This window comes from Arthrobacter glycogeni, from assembly GCF_054511155.1.
In genome coordinates, this window is record NZ_JBTNDE010000002.1 from 106,690 (window position 1) to 120,985 (window position 14,296).

The following is a 14,296-nucleotide window of genomic DNA, read 5'->3' on the forward strand; positions in this document are numbered from 1 at the left end:
AGTCGAAGGGTGAGTCAACAACTATCAGCCGACCTGCCCGCTATCTCCCCCAGCACCGGATTCGTCAAAGTGCGGGGTGCCCGCGAGAACAACCTCCGCAACGTCAGCGTCGACGTCCCGCGAGACGCCATCGTGGCCTTCACAGGGGTTTCCGGGTCGGGAAAATCCTCGCTCGCCTTCGGCACCATCTACGCCGAAGCGCAGCGCCGCTACTTTGAATCGGTGGCACCCTACGCCCGGCGGTTGATCCAGCAGGGGTCCAACCCGCGCGTCGACGAGATCACCGGCCTGCCACCCGCGGTCGCCCTGCAGCAGCGCCGGGGCACTCCTAGTTCCCGTTCTACGGTCGGCACCGTCACCACCCTGTCCAACTCGGTACGGATGCTCTTCTCCCGGGCTGGCACCTACCCCGACGGCGCCGAGTCTCTGGACTCCGATGCCTTCTCTCCCAACACCGCCGCCGGCGCCTGCCCCCAGTGCCATGGGCTGGGCATCGCCCACACGGTCAGCGAGGAATCGCTGGTTCCGGACACGTCGCTGACCATCCGGGACGGGGCCATCGCCGCCTGGCCGGGAGCGTGGCAGGGCAAGAACCTCCGCGACATCCTGGGCGAACTCGGTCACGACATCGACACCCCGTGGAACCAGCTACCCCAGGGATCCCGCGATTGGATCCTGTTCACCGAGGAACAGCCGGTAGTTGAGGTCACCCCCCAACGGGACCGCGTGGCGAAACCCTACAAGGGCCGCTTCTGGAGCGCGAAGAGCTACGTCCTGCACACCCTCGCCGACTCCTCCAGCCAGTCCATGCGGGAACGAGTCCTCCAATTCATGCACAGCGGGCCCTGCCCACTCTGCGACGGCAGCGGCTTGCAGCAGGCCGCGCTGGCCGTGACCTTCGCCGGCTATTCGATCGCCGAGCTCACCGCCGTCCCCCTGGCCGAACTCGCGGCGATCGTCGAGCCCACGGCCACCCTGCAACACGCTGGATCCAGCTCCCGCGCGCTGAGCTCCGGTGAGACCACCGAGGTGGCGGTCACCCTAACCAAGGACCTGCACCATCGCGTCGGCGTCCTCCTGGATCTGGGACTCGGCTACCTGAGCCTCCGCCGGCCCACCCCCACCCTGTCCCCCGGCGAAATGCAGCGGCTCCGGATCGCCACCCAGCTCCGCTCCGGCCTGTTCGGGGTGATCTACGTGCTCGACGAGCCGTCGGCTGGGCTGCACCCGGCGGACGCGGAACCTCTCCTGGAGGTCCTGCAACAGCTCAAGACGTCCGGCAACTCGGTGTTCGTCGTCGAACACGACATGGATGTGGTCCGCAACGCCGACTGGGTGGTCGACGTTGGCCCGCGGGCTGGTGAGGCTGGCGGATCGGTCCTTTACAGCGGTGCCGTGGCCGGCCTCGCCGGCGTCGACGAGTCGGTCACCCGCCCGTTCCTCTTCCCGGAACAGGCACCGACCGCCGCCGAAGCGGTTCAACGTCAACCGGAGCGCTGGCTGACGTTGAACGGCATCACCCGTCACAACCTCCGCGCCCTTGACGCCGCGGTCCCCCTCAACGTGCTGACCGCTGTCACCGGTGTGTCCGGGTCGGGCAAGTCCACCCTCGTCTCCCAGGTGCTGGCCGACGTCGTCAACGACTACCTGCACGCCGACGTCCCGGTGGAGGAATCCGACAGTGACAACAACAGTGACGGCAGCGACCGCGACTGTGCACCGGGCGACCATATGACCGTGGGGCATATCGAGGGCCTCGACCTGATTGACCGGCTGGTCCGGGTGGATCAACGCCCGATCGGGAGGACCCCCCGATCCAACCTGGCCACCTATACGGGTCTGTTTGACGCCGTCCGTAAGGTCTACGCCGCCACCGACGAAGCCAAATCCCGCGGGTACGGGGCTGGCCGGTTCTCCTTCAACGTGACCGGCGGCCGCTGCGAGACCTGCCTCGGCGAGGGGTTCGTCTCCGTTGAACTTCTCTTCCTGCCGGGCAGTTACGGTCCCTGCCCCACCTGCGCCGGGTCACGCTACAACCCGGAGACCCTTGAGATCACCTACCAGGGCAAGACCATCGCCGAGGTGCTCGGACTCACCGTCGATGCCGCCGCAGAGTTCCTTGCCGGTGTTCCGGCGGCAGCGCGCAGCCTGACCACCCTCCGCCAGGTGGGGCTGGGCTACCTGCGGCTCGGCCAACCCGCCACCGAACTCTCCGGCGGCGAGGCACAACGCATCAAGCTCGCCACCGAACTGCAGCGCGCCCGCCGCGGGCACACCCTGTATCTGCTCGACGAACCCACCACCGGTCTCCACCCGGCAGACGTGCAACTGTTGCTTATTCAACTCAACAACCTGGTCGACGCCGGCAACACCGTCGTCGTCGTGGAGCATGACATGTCAGTCATCGCCGCGGCGGACTGGGTCATAGACCTGGGCCCCTCGGGCGGCGATGAAGGCGGCACGATTGTCGCCGCCGGGACGCCGTCGTCGGTCGCCTCCAACACCGTCAGCCGGACGGCGCCCTACCTGGCCCGCCGGCTGAACGACACCGCCTGAATCTCAGTTACCGGCGCTGATCGCTGAAAGCCTTCTTCCCCGCGGCGCTTGCGCTGATGTGATTTCCGCGGCTCTGATCGGTGACCGGTCCGGTACCGGCGATCTCTCGCATCTGCTCAATGCCAGCGACCGCCTCGGGTTTGGTTGGATAGTATGTGGAGACGGCGACCAGTGCTCCGTCACCTGCCATCAGTTTGATCCGGTAACCACCATCGTGCGCATCCACTATTTTGAAGTAGCCTGACACTTTCTTACCTCCTTGTAAGGAATGTCTGAACGGGTACCTTCATACTATGGATCCGCAGGTCCGCTGGATATGATCCGGGTAAACAAATCTTTTCCCGTCCGCCGGAGCGAAATTCTGCCACTATGCGGGAATGAGTTTGGCCCGACTCCGTCCGCCGTGCCGACCGGCTCACCTTGGAACGAGAGTGGGCCCGTCGGTCACCGCCTCCTGGTCACGACGACCACCTCCCATCGTTTCGCGCAGCGAAATCTGGCAGTCGTTTTCTTCCCCCATTTCCGCTACCGGCGGTAAAATGGGACTGCTGGCACGGTAGCCATCCCGGCGCCAACGGCCCTGTAAAAGCTCGGCGAATAGATTCCAATTTTCACAGGTTCTTTTCTCGATTCAAGGGAGGGGAAATGACTACCGCATCACCACATGCTCGTGACTTTCATGTGACCCACGAGCTGGTTCGTACCGGCTCAATGGGAATAGGCGTAGTCCTTCTGCTTTTGGGCGTCCTGGCCTTCGTGCCAGGACTGACGACACAGTACGGATCGCTGGCCTTCGCCAGCGGCTCCGAGGCGCTGCTTTTCGGCGTCTTCCAGGTGTCCATCCTGCTCAACCTCGTCTATCTGATTGTCGGAGCGGCCGGGGTCATCATGAGCAGGGATAGTACGGGGGCCCGTAATTTCCTGTTGGGCAGCGGCGCCCTTTTCCTGGTCATGTGGATTTACGGGGTGGTCATCGATCTTGAGTCGACGGCCAACTTCCTGTCCTTCAATGCGGCAGGCAACTGGATGCACCTGATCATCGCGTTGATCGCCGGCGCTCTAGCCATCGCGCATATCGCCCGTCACCGTGGAGGTGGCCAATCAACCAACACCTAGAGGGGCCGTCGGTCCAGATCATAAACAGTTTGCCTTGCACCGATCCATTCGGTGCAAGGCAATTTTCATTAATCGGCGACATTGGACGGCTACGTCGCGGTCGGCTGGGCAAGGCTGCGGATCGCGGCGAGGTCCGGATTCAAGGGGTCGTTCTCACTTCTGGGGGCAAGGGGGCTTGGCTTGATTGGCGGAAGGAGGGGGCTGGCGGTCTGGCTGGTTGATCAACACGTCGTCAGATCCCGGTGGTTACGACTTGACGCGCAGTCCGGACCGGGAGGTCCAGCCCTCCTGGTGCAGCCGCTCGAACCCGTCCAGGAGCAATTTGAGGGCAAACTCAAACTCGAACTGGTCGTCGCAGCCCTGTCCCACAACCGTAAGACTATCGTGGGCGCTTGCCGCGGCGAGGACAGCAATGTTTGGATAAAACTCGGACATCCTCTGGAGCGTCACATCCTGGATTGCCGGTGGCATCGCAGCCTGATCGACGGACGTGTCATGGTCATCGAACAATTCCTGAGTGAAACCCCACATGCGTCCGCCCAAAGCATGCATGACGTGATGAGTGAGATCGGCGGAGAAGCCACCCGCGAGGAACATGCCAATGAAAGTATCCATATAGGCGAGGACGGCCGGGGTCTTCGTAGTGCGGGATTCAATCACCCGGCGCGCCCACCGGTGCTGCTGCAGTGCGTGCCTGGCCGAGAGCACCCGCAGCCGGACTGCGCTTTTCCAGTCAACACCTGTTGCAGGAGGATCGATCTCGGCGACGATGGTCTCGACCATGCCGTCGAGAAGCTCCTCTTTGTTTGAAACATGCTTGTAGAGTGCCATCGGCACTACGCGGAGCTCCCGCGCGAGCCGGCGCATGCTCAGCGAGTCAACACCGAATTCGTCGGCAAGAGAGACGGCGGCCTGCAGGACACGATCCCTGTTGAGGCGGACACGCTGGTCCAATCCGGGTTCTTCGGTCACTCCCTACAGCCTTCCCGCCATCCACCAAAGAGTTCATTAGCGGGGAGTACAGCGTTCACCTTGCTCCCTATTGCCTACGATATACGCCGCACGTCACCACCATCAAGGAGTGACAGTCACCCGCCGAAAATCACCGTCCTCCTACGGGTGAGTTGATGCGCCAATCCGTGATCCGTATTGGGCCCCACTTCTGTGGAGAGCAGCGTCCCTGGATCCGCCGCATTCCTCCCCGATGCTCCGGAAATGACCTCGACGATCCTCTTGACAGGAGTGCAGCGTACTCCTTAGCGTGGTTCCCACCTAGTGTATGCCGTACACCCTTATTCAAGGGAATCCTCATGAACCTGTCCAGACCAACCGCCGTCACCGCCGGGGTGTTCTTCCTGCTCACTGAAGTGGGCGCCATTGTAGGAGCCGCCCTCTACAGTCCGATCCTGAATGACACCGGCTACATCACCGGCGCCGGGGTGGACAACAGGATTCTCCTGGGCGGCCTCTTCGAACTACTCCTGGTGATCGCCGCCGTCGGCACCGCAGTGACGCTCTATCCGATCGTGAAGCGCCAGAACGAGGGGCTCGCTCTGGCTTTCGTCGCAGCCCGACTGCTGGAGGCGGTAGTCATTCTCGTCGGAACCCTCAGCCTGTTGTCGATCGTCACGCTACGTCGGCAGTTCGCCGAAAACGCAGGCGCTGACCCGGAGGTACTCTCCACCATCGGCTCCTCGCTGGTGGCCCTGCGCGAGTGGACCTACCTGTTCGGACCGAACTTCGCACTCGGCGCCGCCTCGCTGTTGCTGGCCGTCCTGATGTACTCATCACGGCTGGTACCGCGCCCGATCGCCGCCCTCGGGCTGGCCGGCGGGTTCCTGATCTCCCTCTCCGCAGTCGCGGTGATGTTGGGCGCCTATGAACAGTTTTCCACCCTTGGCCTGATCGTCGCACTGCCCGTGTTCGCCTGGGAGCTGAGTCTGGCTCTGTGGCTCATCGTCAAGGGCTTCCGCCCGGTGCGCATCCTCACCAACACTGCCTCCGGTCCCGTCCCAGCCACGGCCGCCCGGTGAGAGCTGCGGCACTCCGGCGCTTCGGGCCGCCGGAGGTTGTCGGGGTCACCGAGGAACCAGCACCCTATCCCACCCGCAACAAGGCCCTCGTGAAAGTCACGCGAGCACCGTCAGCACGGCCGATTACCGAGCGCGCACCCGCGACGTGCCCGCCGGCCTCGGGATCCTCGCACGCCTCGCACTCGGCTTCTTTAGGCCGCGTCAGCCCATCCTGGGAATGGATGTCGCTGGCGTCATCGAGGCGGTAGGCGCTGGCGTCAGACACTTCACACCCGGTGACGAGGTGACCGCGATGCTCGGGTCCTGGTTCGGCGGTCACGCCGAGTACGTGTGCGTACCGGAGGACGGCACATTACGGCCAAGCCGCGCAACCTCGGCTTCGAAGAGGCCGCCACACTCGTTTTCGGCGGCACCACGGCCCGTGGCTTCCTGAATCGGGTACCAATCAATCCGGGCGATTCGGTGCTCGTGAACGGCGCCTCCGGGTCTGTCGGAACGGCGGCGGTGCAACTGGCGAAGCACTCGGGCGCCAGGATCACAGCCGTGTGCAGCGGCGCCAACGCGACGCTCGTTCGATCACTCGGGGCTGACCGCGTTATCTACTACACTCGCCATGACTTCACCGCCGAGGGAATCAAGTACGACGTCGTCGTCGACTGCGCAGGCACCGCATGCTTTGAGAGGGCCGAGGGTTCGCTGAAGCCTGGCGGGGCGCTGCTGCTAGTCACCTCCAGCCTCAAAGGCATGATGCTCGCGTCCGTCCGGAGCCGCAGGAGCGGAAAGCTGATCACCGCGAGCGCAGCGTTCACAGCGGATAACCTGGCCTTCGTCGTCCACCTTGCGAAGACCGGTCGGTACCGGCCCGTCATTGACCGCACCTACGACCTGGCCGACGCCGTCGAAGCACCCCCATGAAGTCCTGGGATTTCGCACCGCGCGACGGGGTGACTACCGGGTGCTGTTCACCCTCGATGTCGAAAAACACATCCTGTACGTTCACCGCATCGAACACCGGTCCAGCATTTACAGACCCCGTTAGTCTTTATCGCCGGCCGGGTCTCGAGCAGCCGGCCTCGCCAGGTGGCCAGTTCGCCAAAACGGGATCCGCGCGGGCAGCTGATTCTCAGAACCGCTGCGTCTCGACGCCATCGAATGCAATGTCACGAGGCTTGAAGGTGCTACATCGAACGGCCACATAGCGCGCCATTTTGGAACCCCATACGATGTAGACACATACAGCCGCGGGTAGTTGGCCAGCCCATTCGGATAGACCCGTATCGGGAAAAGGGCCCGAAGTATGCGGGTGCTGTTGATCCTGTCGTTGGTCGGCTGGGCCATTTGGTTTGTCGTAGCCGGTTTGACCTCGAACATCGATCTCATTGACATCGCACTGTTCATCGGCGGCTTCTCAGGCGTGACCTGGAACGTACTAACCACTACTTTGCAGTTGGCAACCGACCGGGTCAGCCGCGGTGCTCGCGCTGTGCGCCTCGGTTAGTGCTGAGCAATCTCGGCAGAGACTTGGTGTAAAAGCCTGTCGGGACGGTGCACGAATATTAGAAGGCTACTGCTGTGGTCCCCCCATTATAGGAAGCGAAACCCCTGGCTACCTTCGAAGGGTTGCCACACGCCCACGCAACAGCGAACGCAACGTTAACCAGCCATGCAACCTGAATGCAACCTTCGTGCAACCCGCCTCACGGTACGTTCGCCATGGGCCCCGTCACCGACGACAGGGCTGTTCGGAATTGGAAGGGAAGCTCATGCCTGGAAACAAAGCCGTTGCCTACAAAGGACCCGGGAAAGTGGAGGTCATCGACATCGACTATCCCACCTTCGAGCTCAAAGATGGACCTGGAGTCAACCCGGCCAATATTGGTCGTCAGGTTCACCACGGGGTCATCCTCAAGACTGTGACAACAAATATTTGCGGCTCCGACCAGCACATGGTTCGCGGGCGTACCACTGCCCCCTCCGATCTGGTTCTCGGCCACGAAATCACCGGCGAAGTGGTCGAGGTAGGCCGCGACGTGGAGTTCATCAAGAAAGGCGACATTTGTTCGGTGCCCTTCAACATCGCCTGCGGGCGGTGCCGAAACTGTAAGGAACGCAAGACGGGCATCTGCTTGAACGTCAACCCCGACCGCCCAGGCAGCGCCTACGGGTATGTCGACATGGGTGGCTGGGTGGGAGGCCAGGCCGAGTACGTGCTGGTTCCCTACGCTGACTGGAATCTGCTCAAGTTCCCGGACCGGGATCAGGCACTGGAGAAGATCCTGGATCTGACCATGCTCTCGGATATCTTCCCCACCGGATTCCACGGTGCGGTGACCGCTGGCGTGGGCGTGGGCTCGACCGTGTATGTGGCGGGCGCAGGGCCGGTTGGTCTTGCCGCGGCAGTATCAGCGCAACTACTCGGTGCTGCAGTCGTCATCGTTGCCGACCTCAACGAGGAGCGGCTGGCTCAGGCCCGCAGCTTCGGCTGCGAGACGGTCGACGTGTCGAAGGGTGATCCGAAGGACCAGATTGCCCAACTACTCGGCGTGCCGGAAGTGGACTGTGGAGTCGATGCTGTGGGATTTGAGGCACGCGGTCACGGTGCCGATGCGTCCCACGAAGCACCGGCCACCGTGCTGAACTCGCTGATGAGCATCACCGCCGCCGGCGGCGCCCTGGGCATTCCAGGACTGTACGTCACGGGTGATCCGGGAGCGGTCGACGACGCCGCAAAGGTTGGTTCGCTGTCCCTTAGCCTCGGAACGGGCTGGGCTAAGTCCCTGTCCTTCACCACGGGACAGTGTCCGGTGATGAAATATAACCGCGGTCTGATGATGGCGATTTTGCATGACAAGGTGCAGATTGCCAAGGCCGTCAACGCTAAGGCAATCAGCCTGACAGACGCTCCGCGCGGCTATCAGGAGTTCGACGCCGGCGCTGCCACCAAGTACGTGCTCGACCCCCACGGGTACGTCGCCGCGTAGCATCGCGTCACTGGGACCGGGGGCACTGGCGTCGTCCCCCCCGGTCCCAGCCTTGGGGGTAACGGGGGTAACGGGCGCGGGATCGGTTCAGGTGAAGAGCTGTTCGCCCAGGAATGGTGAAAGAGCATCCTTCTGTTCCTCAGTCAGACGGAGCAGGCCCCCCGAGTTTGTGTTGACGAAAGCGAGAATCGTTTCGGCCTTCACACACGCTGCCTCGGTGAGGGGATCACGGATCCGGTAGGCGAGGGTAAAACTTGCCGGTAACAGAGCGCTCACCCACACGTCGATGCGCACCGGAATATTTCGGTAGTCGAGGGTATCGACGAACCGGACCCGATGCTCGACCACCAGGGCCTGGACGCCCGGAGCTATCGAGGAGAACACCGCTACTAAAGGCTGCTCGCCATCAGCTCCCGTCCCGCCGGGCGGCCCGAAGGCGTGGATTCGGGCTTCCTCAAGTAGCCGTAAGACCTGTACATTGTTGATGTGCCCATAGGCGTCCATATCGGACCACCGCATCGGCACCCAGCAGGTTAGCGTCCGGCCAGCCAAATCCATCCCTTTTCCACACTTTCGTCAAGCATCAACATGTCTCGATTTGGCAACGATTAGAATCTGTTCTACCGTAGACAATAACCCGTTCAGGGAAACACTCCACCACTACCTCTTCTGAGATGGTGGTGGAATATGCCCGGTGCTGCCAACCCACCCGACGTTGCTCGTCCGGTAGCCACCACAGACATGACCACTAAACAGTCGAGGCGAGCAGCGGCGCGAAAATGTCCGGGGACGGAACTAGCGTTGGTGGCCTTTCGGAGCATCTGACCCATGAAGAACCAAAAATTCAGTACTACCGCTCGCCGCGGTGTTGCCGTCGTCGCTCTCGCAGGCCTTGGCCTCGGAGCATCCGCTGGTGTGGCTAATGCAGCCCCCGGCAGCACCTGGGACTCCCTCGCACAGTGTGAAAGCGGCGGAAACTGGGGCATCAACACCGGAAACGGCTTTTCCGGTGGACTGCAGTTCACCCCTTCAACCTGGGCCGCTTTCGGCGGACAAGGCGCTCCTCAGGACGCCAGCCGCGAACAGCAGATTGCCGTAGCAGAGAACGTTCTGCAGGGGCAGGGCTGGGGCGCATGGCCAGCATGCTCGTCCAAGCTCGGCCTGAGCGGTGGGGCCAACCCATCAGCAGAGCCAATGCAGCAGGCACCCGTCGCACAGGCACCCGTGCAGGCTCAGGCTGAGCAGATTCAGCCTCAGGTCCAGCAGGCACCCGTCGCACAGGCACCCGTAGCCCAGGCTCCAGCTGCTCCCGTTGCTCAGGCTCCAGCAGCACCAGCAGCCCCCGCTCCAGCTGTCGAAGCCCCAGTCGCTGCACCCGCACTCAGCGGCGACACCTACACCATCCAGTCCGGCGACACCCTCGCTACCATCGCCAAGAAGCTGGGCGTTGCTGGCGGCTGGCAGGCACTGTACGAAGCTAACGCTGACACGGTCATTCACGCTGACCTCATCTTCACCGGTGACGTTCTGCAGCTCCCGGCCTCATAGGCTCCCGCTGTAGTTAGCTGAACCACCAGTTAACTGAACCAACAAACGACGGCAGTCGTCCGGTTGATCCCGGGCGGCTGCCGTCGTTTGTTGGTTCAATGCCACTTGCGTGTCGCGCGAGCACTTGCCCTGTCTACGCCAGCCCTGCCTTGCGGAGTGCCTCGGCCATTGCCGAATTCGCTGGGGGCGCTGGCGTCCGTCCGGCGTGTTTGCCTGCAGCGGGCTGGCCCTTTGCAGGCCCCTCCCCCATGTGTTTCCCGCTCAGGGGTTTCCCGGTTGCGGGCTCCCCGGCAGTAGGTTTCCCGGCAGTAGGTTTCCCAGCAGTAAGTTTCCCGGTTGCGGGCTTCCCCCCGCGGGCTCGGTCCGGGCGCCCAGTGTCAGCACGCCCGGCCGGAGAGCTCGGGAGTTCGTCGTCGAGCCGCAGGGTTAATGAAATCCGTTTGCGTTCAGGGTCCACTTCAAGCACCTTAACCTTGACCACCTGGCCCGACTTCACCACCTCGTGTGGGTCACTGACGAAGCGGTTCGACATGGCCGAAATATGGACCAACCCGTCCTGATGGACGCCGACGTCGACGAACGCACCAAAGGCTGCGACATTGGTTACCACGCCGTCGAGCGTCATCCCCGGCACCAGATCGGAAATCTTCTCCACTCCCTCCGAGAAGGAAGCGGTCACAAACTCGGGCCGGGGATCGCGCCCTGGCTTCTCCAGCTCGGCGACGATGTCTTTGATGGTTGGCGGCCCGAAGGTGTCGTTGACGAAGGCCGTCAGGTCCAGCTCGCGGAGCGACGTGCCGTCCGCGCTGAGGATCCGTCGGGCCACCCCGTAGGCCTCCGGATGGACGCTTGAGTTGTCAAGAGGCTCGGTGCCGCCCGATACCCGCAGGAACCCGGCGCACTGCTCGAAGGCTTTGGCCCCAAGGCGTGACACCTTCAGGAGGTCGGCCCGGCGGGCAAAACGCCCGTGGGTGTTGCGGTGGGCCACAATATTCTCGCTCAGCAGCGGGCCGACGCCGGCCACCCGGCTCAGGAGGGAAGGCGAAGCAGTGTTCACATCCACTCCGACGGCGTTGACGCAGTCCTCGATCACCGCGTTCAGGGAGCGCTCAAGGTTGGCGGCTGTCACGTCGTGCTGGTACTGACCCACCCCGATTGACTTGGGGTCGATCTTGACCAATTCGGCCAGCGGATCCTGCAGACGACGCGCGATCGACACCGCACCCCGCAGGGACACATCGAGGTCGGGCAGTTCGGCGGATGCCAGGGCTGATGCCGAATACACCGATGCGCCGGCCTCGGAGACCACCAGTTTCTGAAGCTTCCGTTCCGGCAGCGCCTTGATCAATTCGGTGGAGAGCTTGTCCGTCTCCCGCGATGCGGTGCCGTTACCGATGGCAATAAGTTCGACGTCGTAGTCAGCGACAAGTTTCGCGAGGGCAGCCAGCGCGGCGTCCCACTTCTTCACTGGAGCATGCGGGTAAACGGTCTGCGTGGCAACAGCCTTGCCTGTGCCGTCCACCACCGCCACCTTGACGCCGGTGCGGAGCCCGGGGTCAAGCCCGAGAGTGGTTCGGCCTCCCGCGGGCGCGGCGAGCAGCACGTCCCGGAGGTTGGCGGCGAAGACCCGTACTGCCTCGGTCTCCGCGGCAGCGAATAGGCGAACCCGCAGGTCGAGCGAGAGTTTGGCGAGAATCCGGCGCCAACCCTGCTGCACCGTCTGAGTGAGCCAAGCGTCGGCTGGCCGGCCGGTAGAAGTGATTCCGAGCACCGCTGCCACCGAACTTTCATACTTGGTCCGCGCCCGGGCGAATTCCGCAGCGTCCGTCGAATCCGCCTCGGCGATGGACAACTCAAGCATCCCCTCTTTCTCGCCGCGGAACAGGGCGAGGACACGGTGGGATGGCATGGCAGATGGCGCCTGCGCGAACTGGAAGTAGTCGGCGAACTTTTGCCCCTCGGTCTCCTTGCCGGCGCGAACCTTGGACCTCACGAGGCCCTGCTTCCAGAGCCTTTCCCGTGCCGAGGTCAGCAGGTCGGCGTTCTGGCCCGCGCGCTCCACCAGGATGGATCGTGCCCCCGCGAGCGCACCCTCAGCATCCGGCACCACACCGGTGACGTAGCGGCCCGCCTCCGTGGTCGGATCCAACGAAGGATTTGCTATTAGCGCGTCGGCGAGCGATTCCAGACCGGACTCCCGGGCGATCTGCGCCTTGGTGCGCCGTTTGGTCTTGAAGGGGAGATAGATGTCTTCCAGCCGGGACTTGGTATCAGCGGCAGCGATGGCGGCACGCAGCAGATCGGTGAGCTTCCCCTGCGCCTCGATCGACTCAAGGACTGCCCGACGACGATCCTGCAACTCGCGCAAGTAGCCTAACCGCTCATCGAGGGAGCGTAGTTGAGCGTCGTCGAGGGACCCCGTGGCCTCCTTGCGGTACCGGGCCACGAAGGGGACAGTCGATCCTGCGTCGAGCAGGTCCACAGTGGCTTTCACCTGCCAGGCGTGGACTCCCAGTTCATTGGCGAGAAGATCGAATATAACGGCGTCTGAGGTTAGAGATAACACGTAAATCATTGTCGCCTACCGCGGGTGGAAGCTTCCAGCCGCAGCACACGCGCGGGTGTCTACCCGCCGAAGGGCTCCGCCCTATGGCGTCCGGATTAGGCGCAGGAGTCACTGTCGATGGTGATCGAGAGTGGGTGCTGGCCCGTGAAGGACCCATCTGCAGTGGAGTAGTCGATTTCGACGAACTCGGAAGTGCCCCTCTCGGCATCCTCTTCGAGGGAGACCGAGACCACCACGTTGAGGTATTCGAGCGTGGAAATTTCGTAGCCGACCGCCGGAACCGGCTCGGTGAAGAAGACATTTTCGGGCATGTCACTCTCAGCGGCCATCTTGTCAGCGCCATGGGCACCGGAATGCTCATCTCCGCCGCCCATGACGGTTCCGTCGGCCATGCCATGGGTGCCGTGACCACCACGATTGGCGGGAGTCACCTCGGCGGAGTCCAAGGTGACTCCCGATGGGGAGCCGAGGCTGACGTCGTCGATAGTGAACGACTCGAGCGTCTCGTTGTGGATCAGCACCGTGTACTCCTGGTATCCCAGCGCCGGTTCAACCGAACAGAGTTTGGCGCCATTAGCACCCAACTGCAAAGGATCATCCCCCAGGGACGCAGGAACCACACCAGCGGCGGGAGCCTCGGCAACGTTCGCACCCTGGCTTGGCTGCGGCGCACTATTCACGTTAAGGGGGTTGTTCTCCACCCCACCGCAGCCGGAGATCAGTCCTGCGGTGATCACTGAAATGCCTAGGATCGTAGCGGTTCTGGTCAGCATGGTTCCTCTTGCTCTGGGGGCTCATTGGGTTAGGCCGCGGCGTAATCCCGGGCCGCGCTTACCTGTCATTCGTACCTGGCGGGCCGAGGGTTTGGTGACCCAGCCAACATTGCGCGTGGCAAGCGCCTCTCACTGCATCTGTTCAAGCGCGCCCGGCCGCGGTTGAGCACTGGGTCAACCGTAACCGGCTGAGCTACGCTATTGCTATGACTGAGCCTGCGTTTGTGCATGAGACTGAGATTGCCACCTCCCCGATGCGCCTGTGGGAAGCCCTGACCGACGGCGACGTAACGCGACGCTACTGGTTTGGGCGGCGGCTGGAATCCAGTTGGGTTCCCGGATCCCCAGTCCGCTTCTACGATGGAAGCTCCGAGGAAGTCACCCACCACGGCGTGGTACTGGAAGCTGATGAGCCCACCCGCCTGTCGTATACGTTCAGCGAAGTGCCCGACGGCGAGGACGGGCTGACCGATCCGCGGGAGGACGCCGCCAGCAGGGTCACCGTCGACCTCGAAAAGATCAGCGGCGGCGGAATGCTTTTCCGTCTGGTGCACGACCGGCTCGCAGCACCATCCGACGTTGAGAAGGTCAGCGCCGAGTGGTCTCCGATCCTCACTAATCTGCAGGCCCTCCTCGAGAACGACAACGCCCAGTATCCGGCTCCGGGTAACAGCTAATCCTGTTCACCGGCTCAGTAGATCGCATTGTCTTAACGGGCTCACT

Annotated in this window: 16 protein-coding genes; 10 read left to right on the top strand and 6 right to left on the bottom strand. The window is 63.1% G+C overall.

Features of this window, described 5'->3' with window-relative positions; translation table 11 throughout:
- Window positions 1-9: 9 nt before the first annotated feature.
- Window positions 10-2,556: an excinuclease ABC subunit UvrA gene (gene uvrA / locus ACX80O_RS02015; RefSeq protein WP_459332344.1), complete on the top strand. Its 2,547-nt coding sequence runs from the start codon at window positions 10-12 to the stop codon at window positions 2,554-2,556.
- 7 nt (window positions 2,557-2,563) lie between these two features.
- Here uvrA and ACX80O_RS02020 read toward each other — a convergent pair whose 3' ends face one another.
- Window positions 2,564-2,803: a YegP family protein gene (locus tag ACX80O_RS02020; RefSeq protein WP_459332345.1), complete on the bottom strand. Its 240-nt coding sequence runs from the start codon at window positions 2,801-2,803 to the stop codon at window positions 2,564-2,566.
- Between the two features lie 398 nt (window positions 2,804-3,201).
- Between ACX80O_RS02020 and ACX80O_RS02025 the strand changes: the two genes are divergently transcribed.
- Window positions 3,202-3,672, top strand: a complete 471-nt coding sequence (locus ACX80O_RS02025) for a DUF4383 domain-containing protein (RefSeq protein ID WP_459305224.1) — start codon at window positions 3,202-3,204, stop codon at window positions 3,670-3,672.
- Between the two features lie 246 nt (window positions 3,673-3,918).
- Here the strand turns inward: ACX80O_RS02025 and ACX80O_RS02030 are convergent, their stop codons facing one another.
- Window positions 3,919-4,644 carry a TetR/AcrR family transcriptional regulator gene (locus ACX80O_RS02030; RefSeq protein WP_459332346.1) on the bottom strand — a complete coding sequence of 242 codons (726 nt, stop codon included), beginning with the start codon at window positions 4,642-4,644 and terminating at the stop codon, window positions 3,919-3,921.
- A gap of 338 nt (window positions 4,645-4,982) precedes the next feature.
- Here ACX80O_RS02030 and ACX80O_RS02035 point away from each other — a divergent pair, with 338 nt between their 5' ends.
- Window positions 4,983-5,705 carry a DUF4386 domain-containing protein gene (locus tag ACX80O_RS02035; RefSeq protein WP_459332347.1) on the top strand — a complete coding sequence of 241 codons (723 nt, stop codon included), beginning with the start codon at window positions 4,983-4,985 and terminating at the stop codon, window positions 5,703-5,705.
- A 64-nt stretch (window positions 5,706-5,769) separates the two neighbouring features.
- On the opposite strand, the gene ACX80O_RS02040 is transcribed toward ACX80O_RS02035, so the two are convergent.
- Entirely contained in the window at window positions 5,770-6,024 is a 255-nt protein-coding gene (locus ACX80O_RS02040; RefSeq protein WP_459332444.1) for a hypothetical protein, read from the bottom strand.
- On the opposite strand from ACX80O_RS02040, the gene ACX80O_RS02045 reads away from it, so the two are divergent.
- From ACX80O_RS02045 to fdhA, 5 genes are all read left to right on the top strand, one after another.
- Window positions 5,923-6,138 carry an alcohol dehydrogenase catalytic domain-containing protein gene (locus ACX80O_RS02045; RefSeq protein WP_459332438.1) on the top strand — a complete coding sequence of 72 codons (216 nt, stop codon included), beginning with the start codon at window positions 5,923-5,925 and terminating at the stop codon, window positions 6,136-6,138. The genes ACX80O_RS02040 and ACX80O_RS02045 overlap by 102 nt on opposite strands.
- Window positions 6,036-6,620 (top strand): NAD(P)-dependent alcohol dehydrogenase, encoded by a 585-nt coding sequence (locus ACX80O_RS02050; RefSeq protein WP_459332348.1) that lies wholly within the window; start codon window positions 6,036-6,038, stop codon window positions 6,618-6,620. Before ACX80O_RS02045 ends, ACX80O_RS02050 begins: the two co-directional genes overlap by 103 nt.
- Before the next feature lie 40 nt (window positions 6,621-6,660).
- A complete protein-coding gene (locus tag ACX80O_RS02055) occupies window positions 6,661-6,744 on the top strand; it encodes a hypothetical protein (protein WP_459305347.1) in 84 nt (27 codons plus the stop codon).
- A gap of 258 nt (window positions 6,745-7,002) precedes the next feature.
- Window positions 7,003-7,203 (top strand): hypothetical protein, encoded by a 201-nt coding sequence (locus ACX80O_RS02060; RefSeq protein ID WP_459332349.1) that lies wholly within the window; start codon window positions 7,003-7,005, stop codon window positions 7,201-7,203.
- A gap of 265 nt (window positions 7,204-7,468) precedes the next feature.
- Window positions 7,469-8,686, top strand: coding sequence for a formaldehyde dehydrogenase, glutathione-independent (gene fdhA / locus ACX80O_RS02065; RefSeq protein WP_459305229.1), 1,218 nt, complete (start codon window positions 7,469-7,471; stop codon window positions 8,684-8,686).
- Between the two features lie 87 nt (window positions 8,687-8,773).
- On the opposite strand, the gene ACX80O_RS02070 is transcribed toward fdhA, so the two are convergent.
- Window positions 8,774-9,244: an acyl-CoA thioesterase gene (locus ACX80O_RS02070; protein WP_459332350.1), complete on the bottom strand. Its 471-nt coding sequence runs from the start codon at window positions 9,242-9,244 to the stop codon at window positions 8,774-8,776.
- Window positions 9,245-9,514: 270 nt separating this feature from the next.
- On the opposite strand from ACX80O_RS02070, the gene ACX80O_RS02075 reads away from it, so the two are divergent.
- The gene (locus ACX80O_RS02075; RefSeq protein WP_459305231.1) at window positions 9,515-10,234 is read left to right on the top strand and encodes a transglycosylase family protein; all 720 of its coding nucleotides are present in this window, start codon (window positions 9,515-9,517) and stop codon (window positions 10,232-10,234) included.
- A gap of 133 nt (window positions 10,235-10,367) precedes the next feature.
- Here ACX80O_RS02075 and ACX80O_RS02080 read toward each other — a convergent pair whose 3' ends face one another.
- Together ACX80O_RS02080 and ACX80O_RS02085 are read right to left on the bottom strand one after the other, a co-directional pair.
- Window positions 10,368-12,809, bottom strand: a complete 2,442-nt coding sequence (locus tag ACX80O_RS02080; protein WP_459332351.1) for a Tex family protein — start codon at window positions 12,807-12,809, stop codon at window positions 10,368-10,370.
- A gap of 86 nt (window positions 12,810-12,895) precedes the next feature.
- Window positions 12,896-13,573: a hypothetical protein gene (locus ACX80O_RS02085; RefSeq protein ID WP_459305233.1), complete on the bottom strand. Its 678-nt coding sequence runs from the start codon at window positions 13,571-13,573 to the stop codon at window positions 12,896-12,898.
- 206 nt (window positions 13,574-13,779) lie between these two features.
- Between ACX80O_RS02085 and ACX80O_RS02090 the strand changes: the two genes are divergently transcribed.
- Window positions 13,780-14,250 carry an SRPBCC domain-containing protein gene (locus ACX80O_RS02090; protein WP_459332352.1) on the top strand — a complete coding sequence of 157 codons (471 nt, stop codon included), beginning with the start codon at window positions 13,780-13,782 and terminating at the stop codon, window positions 14,248-14,250.
- Window positions 14,251-14,296: the final 46 nt, after the last annotated feature.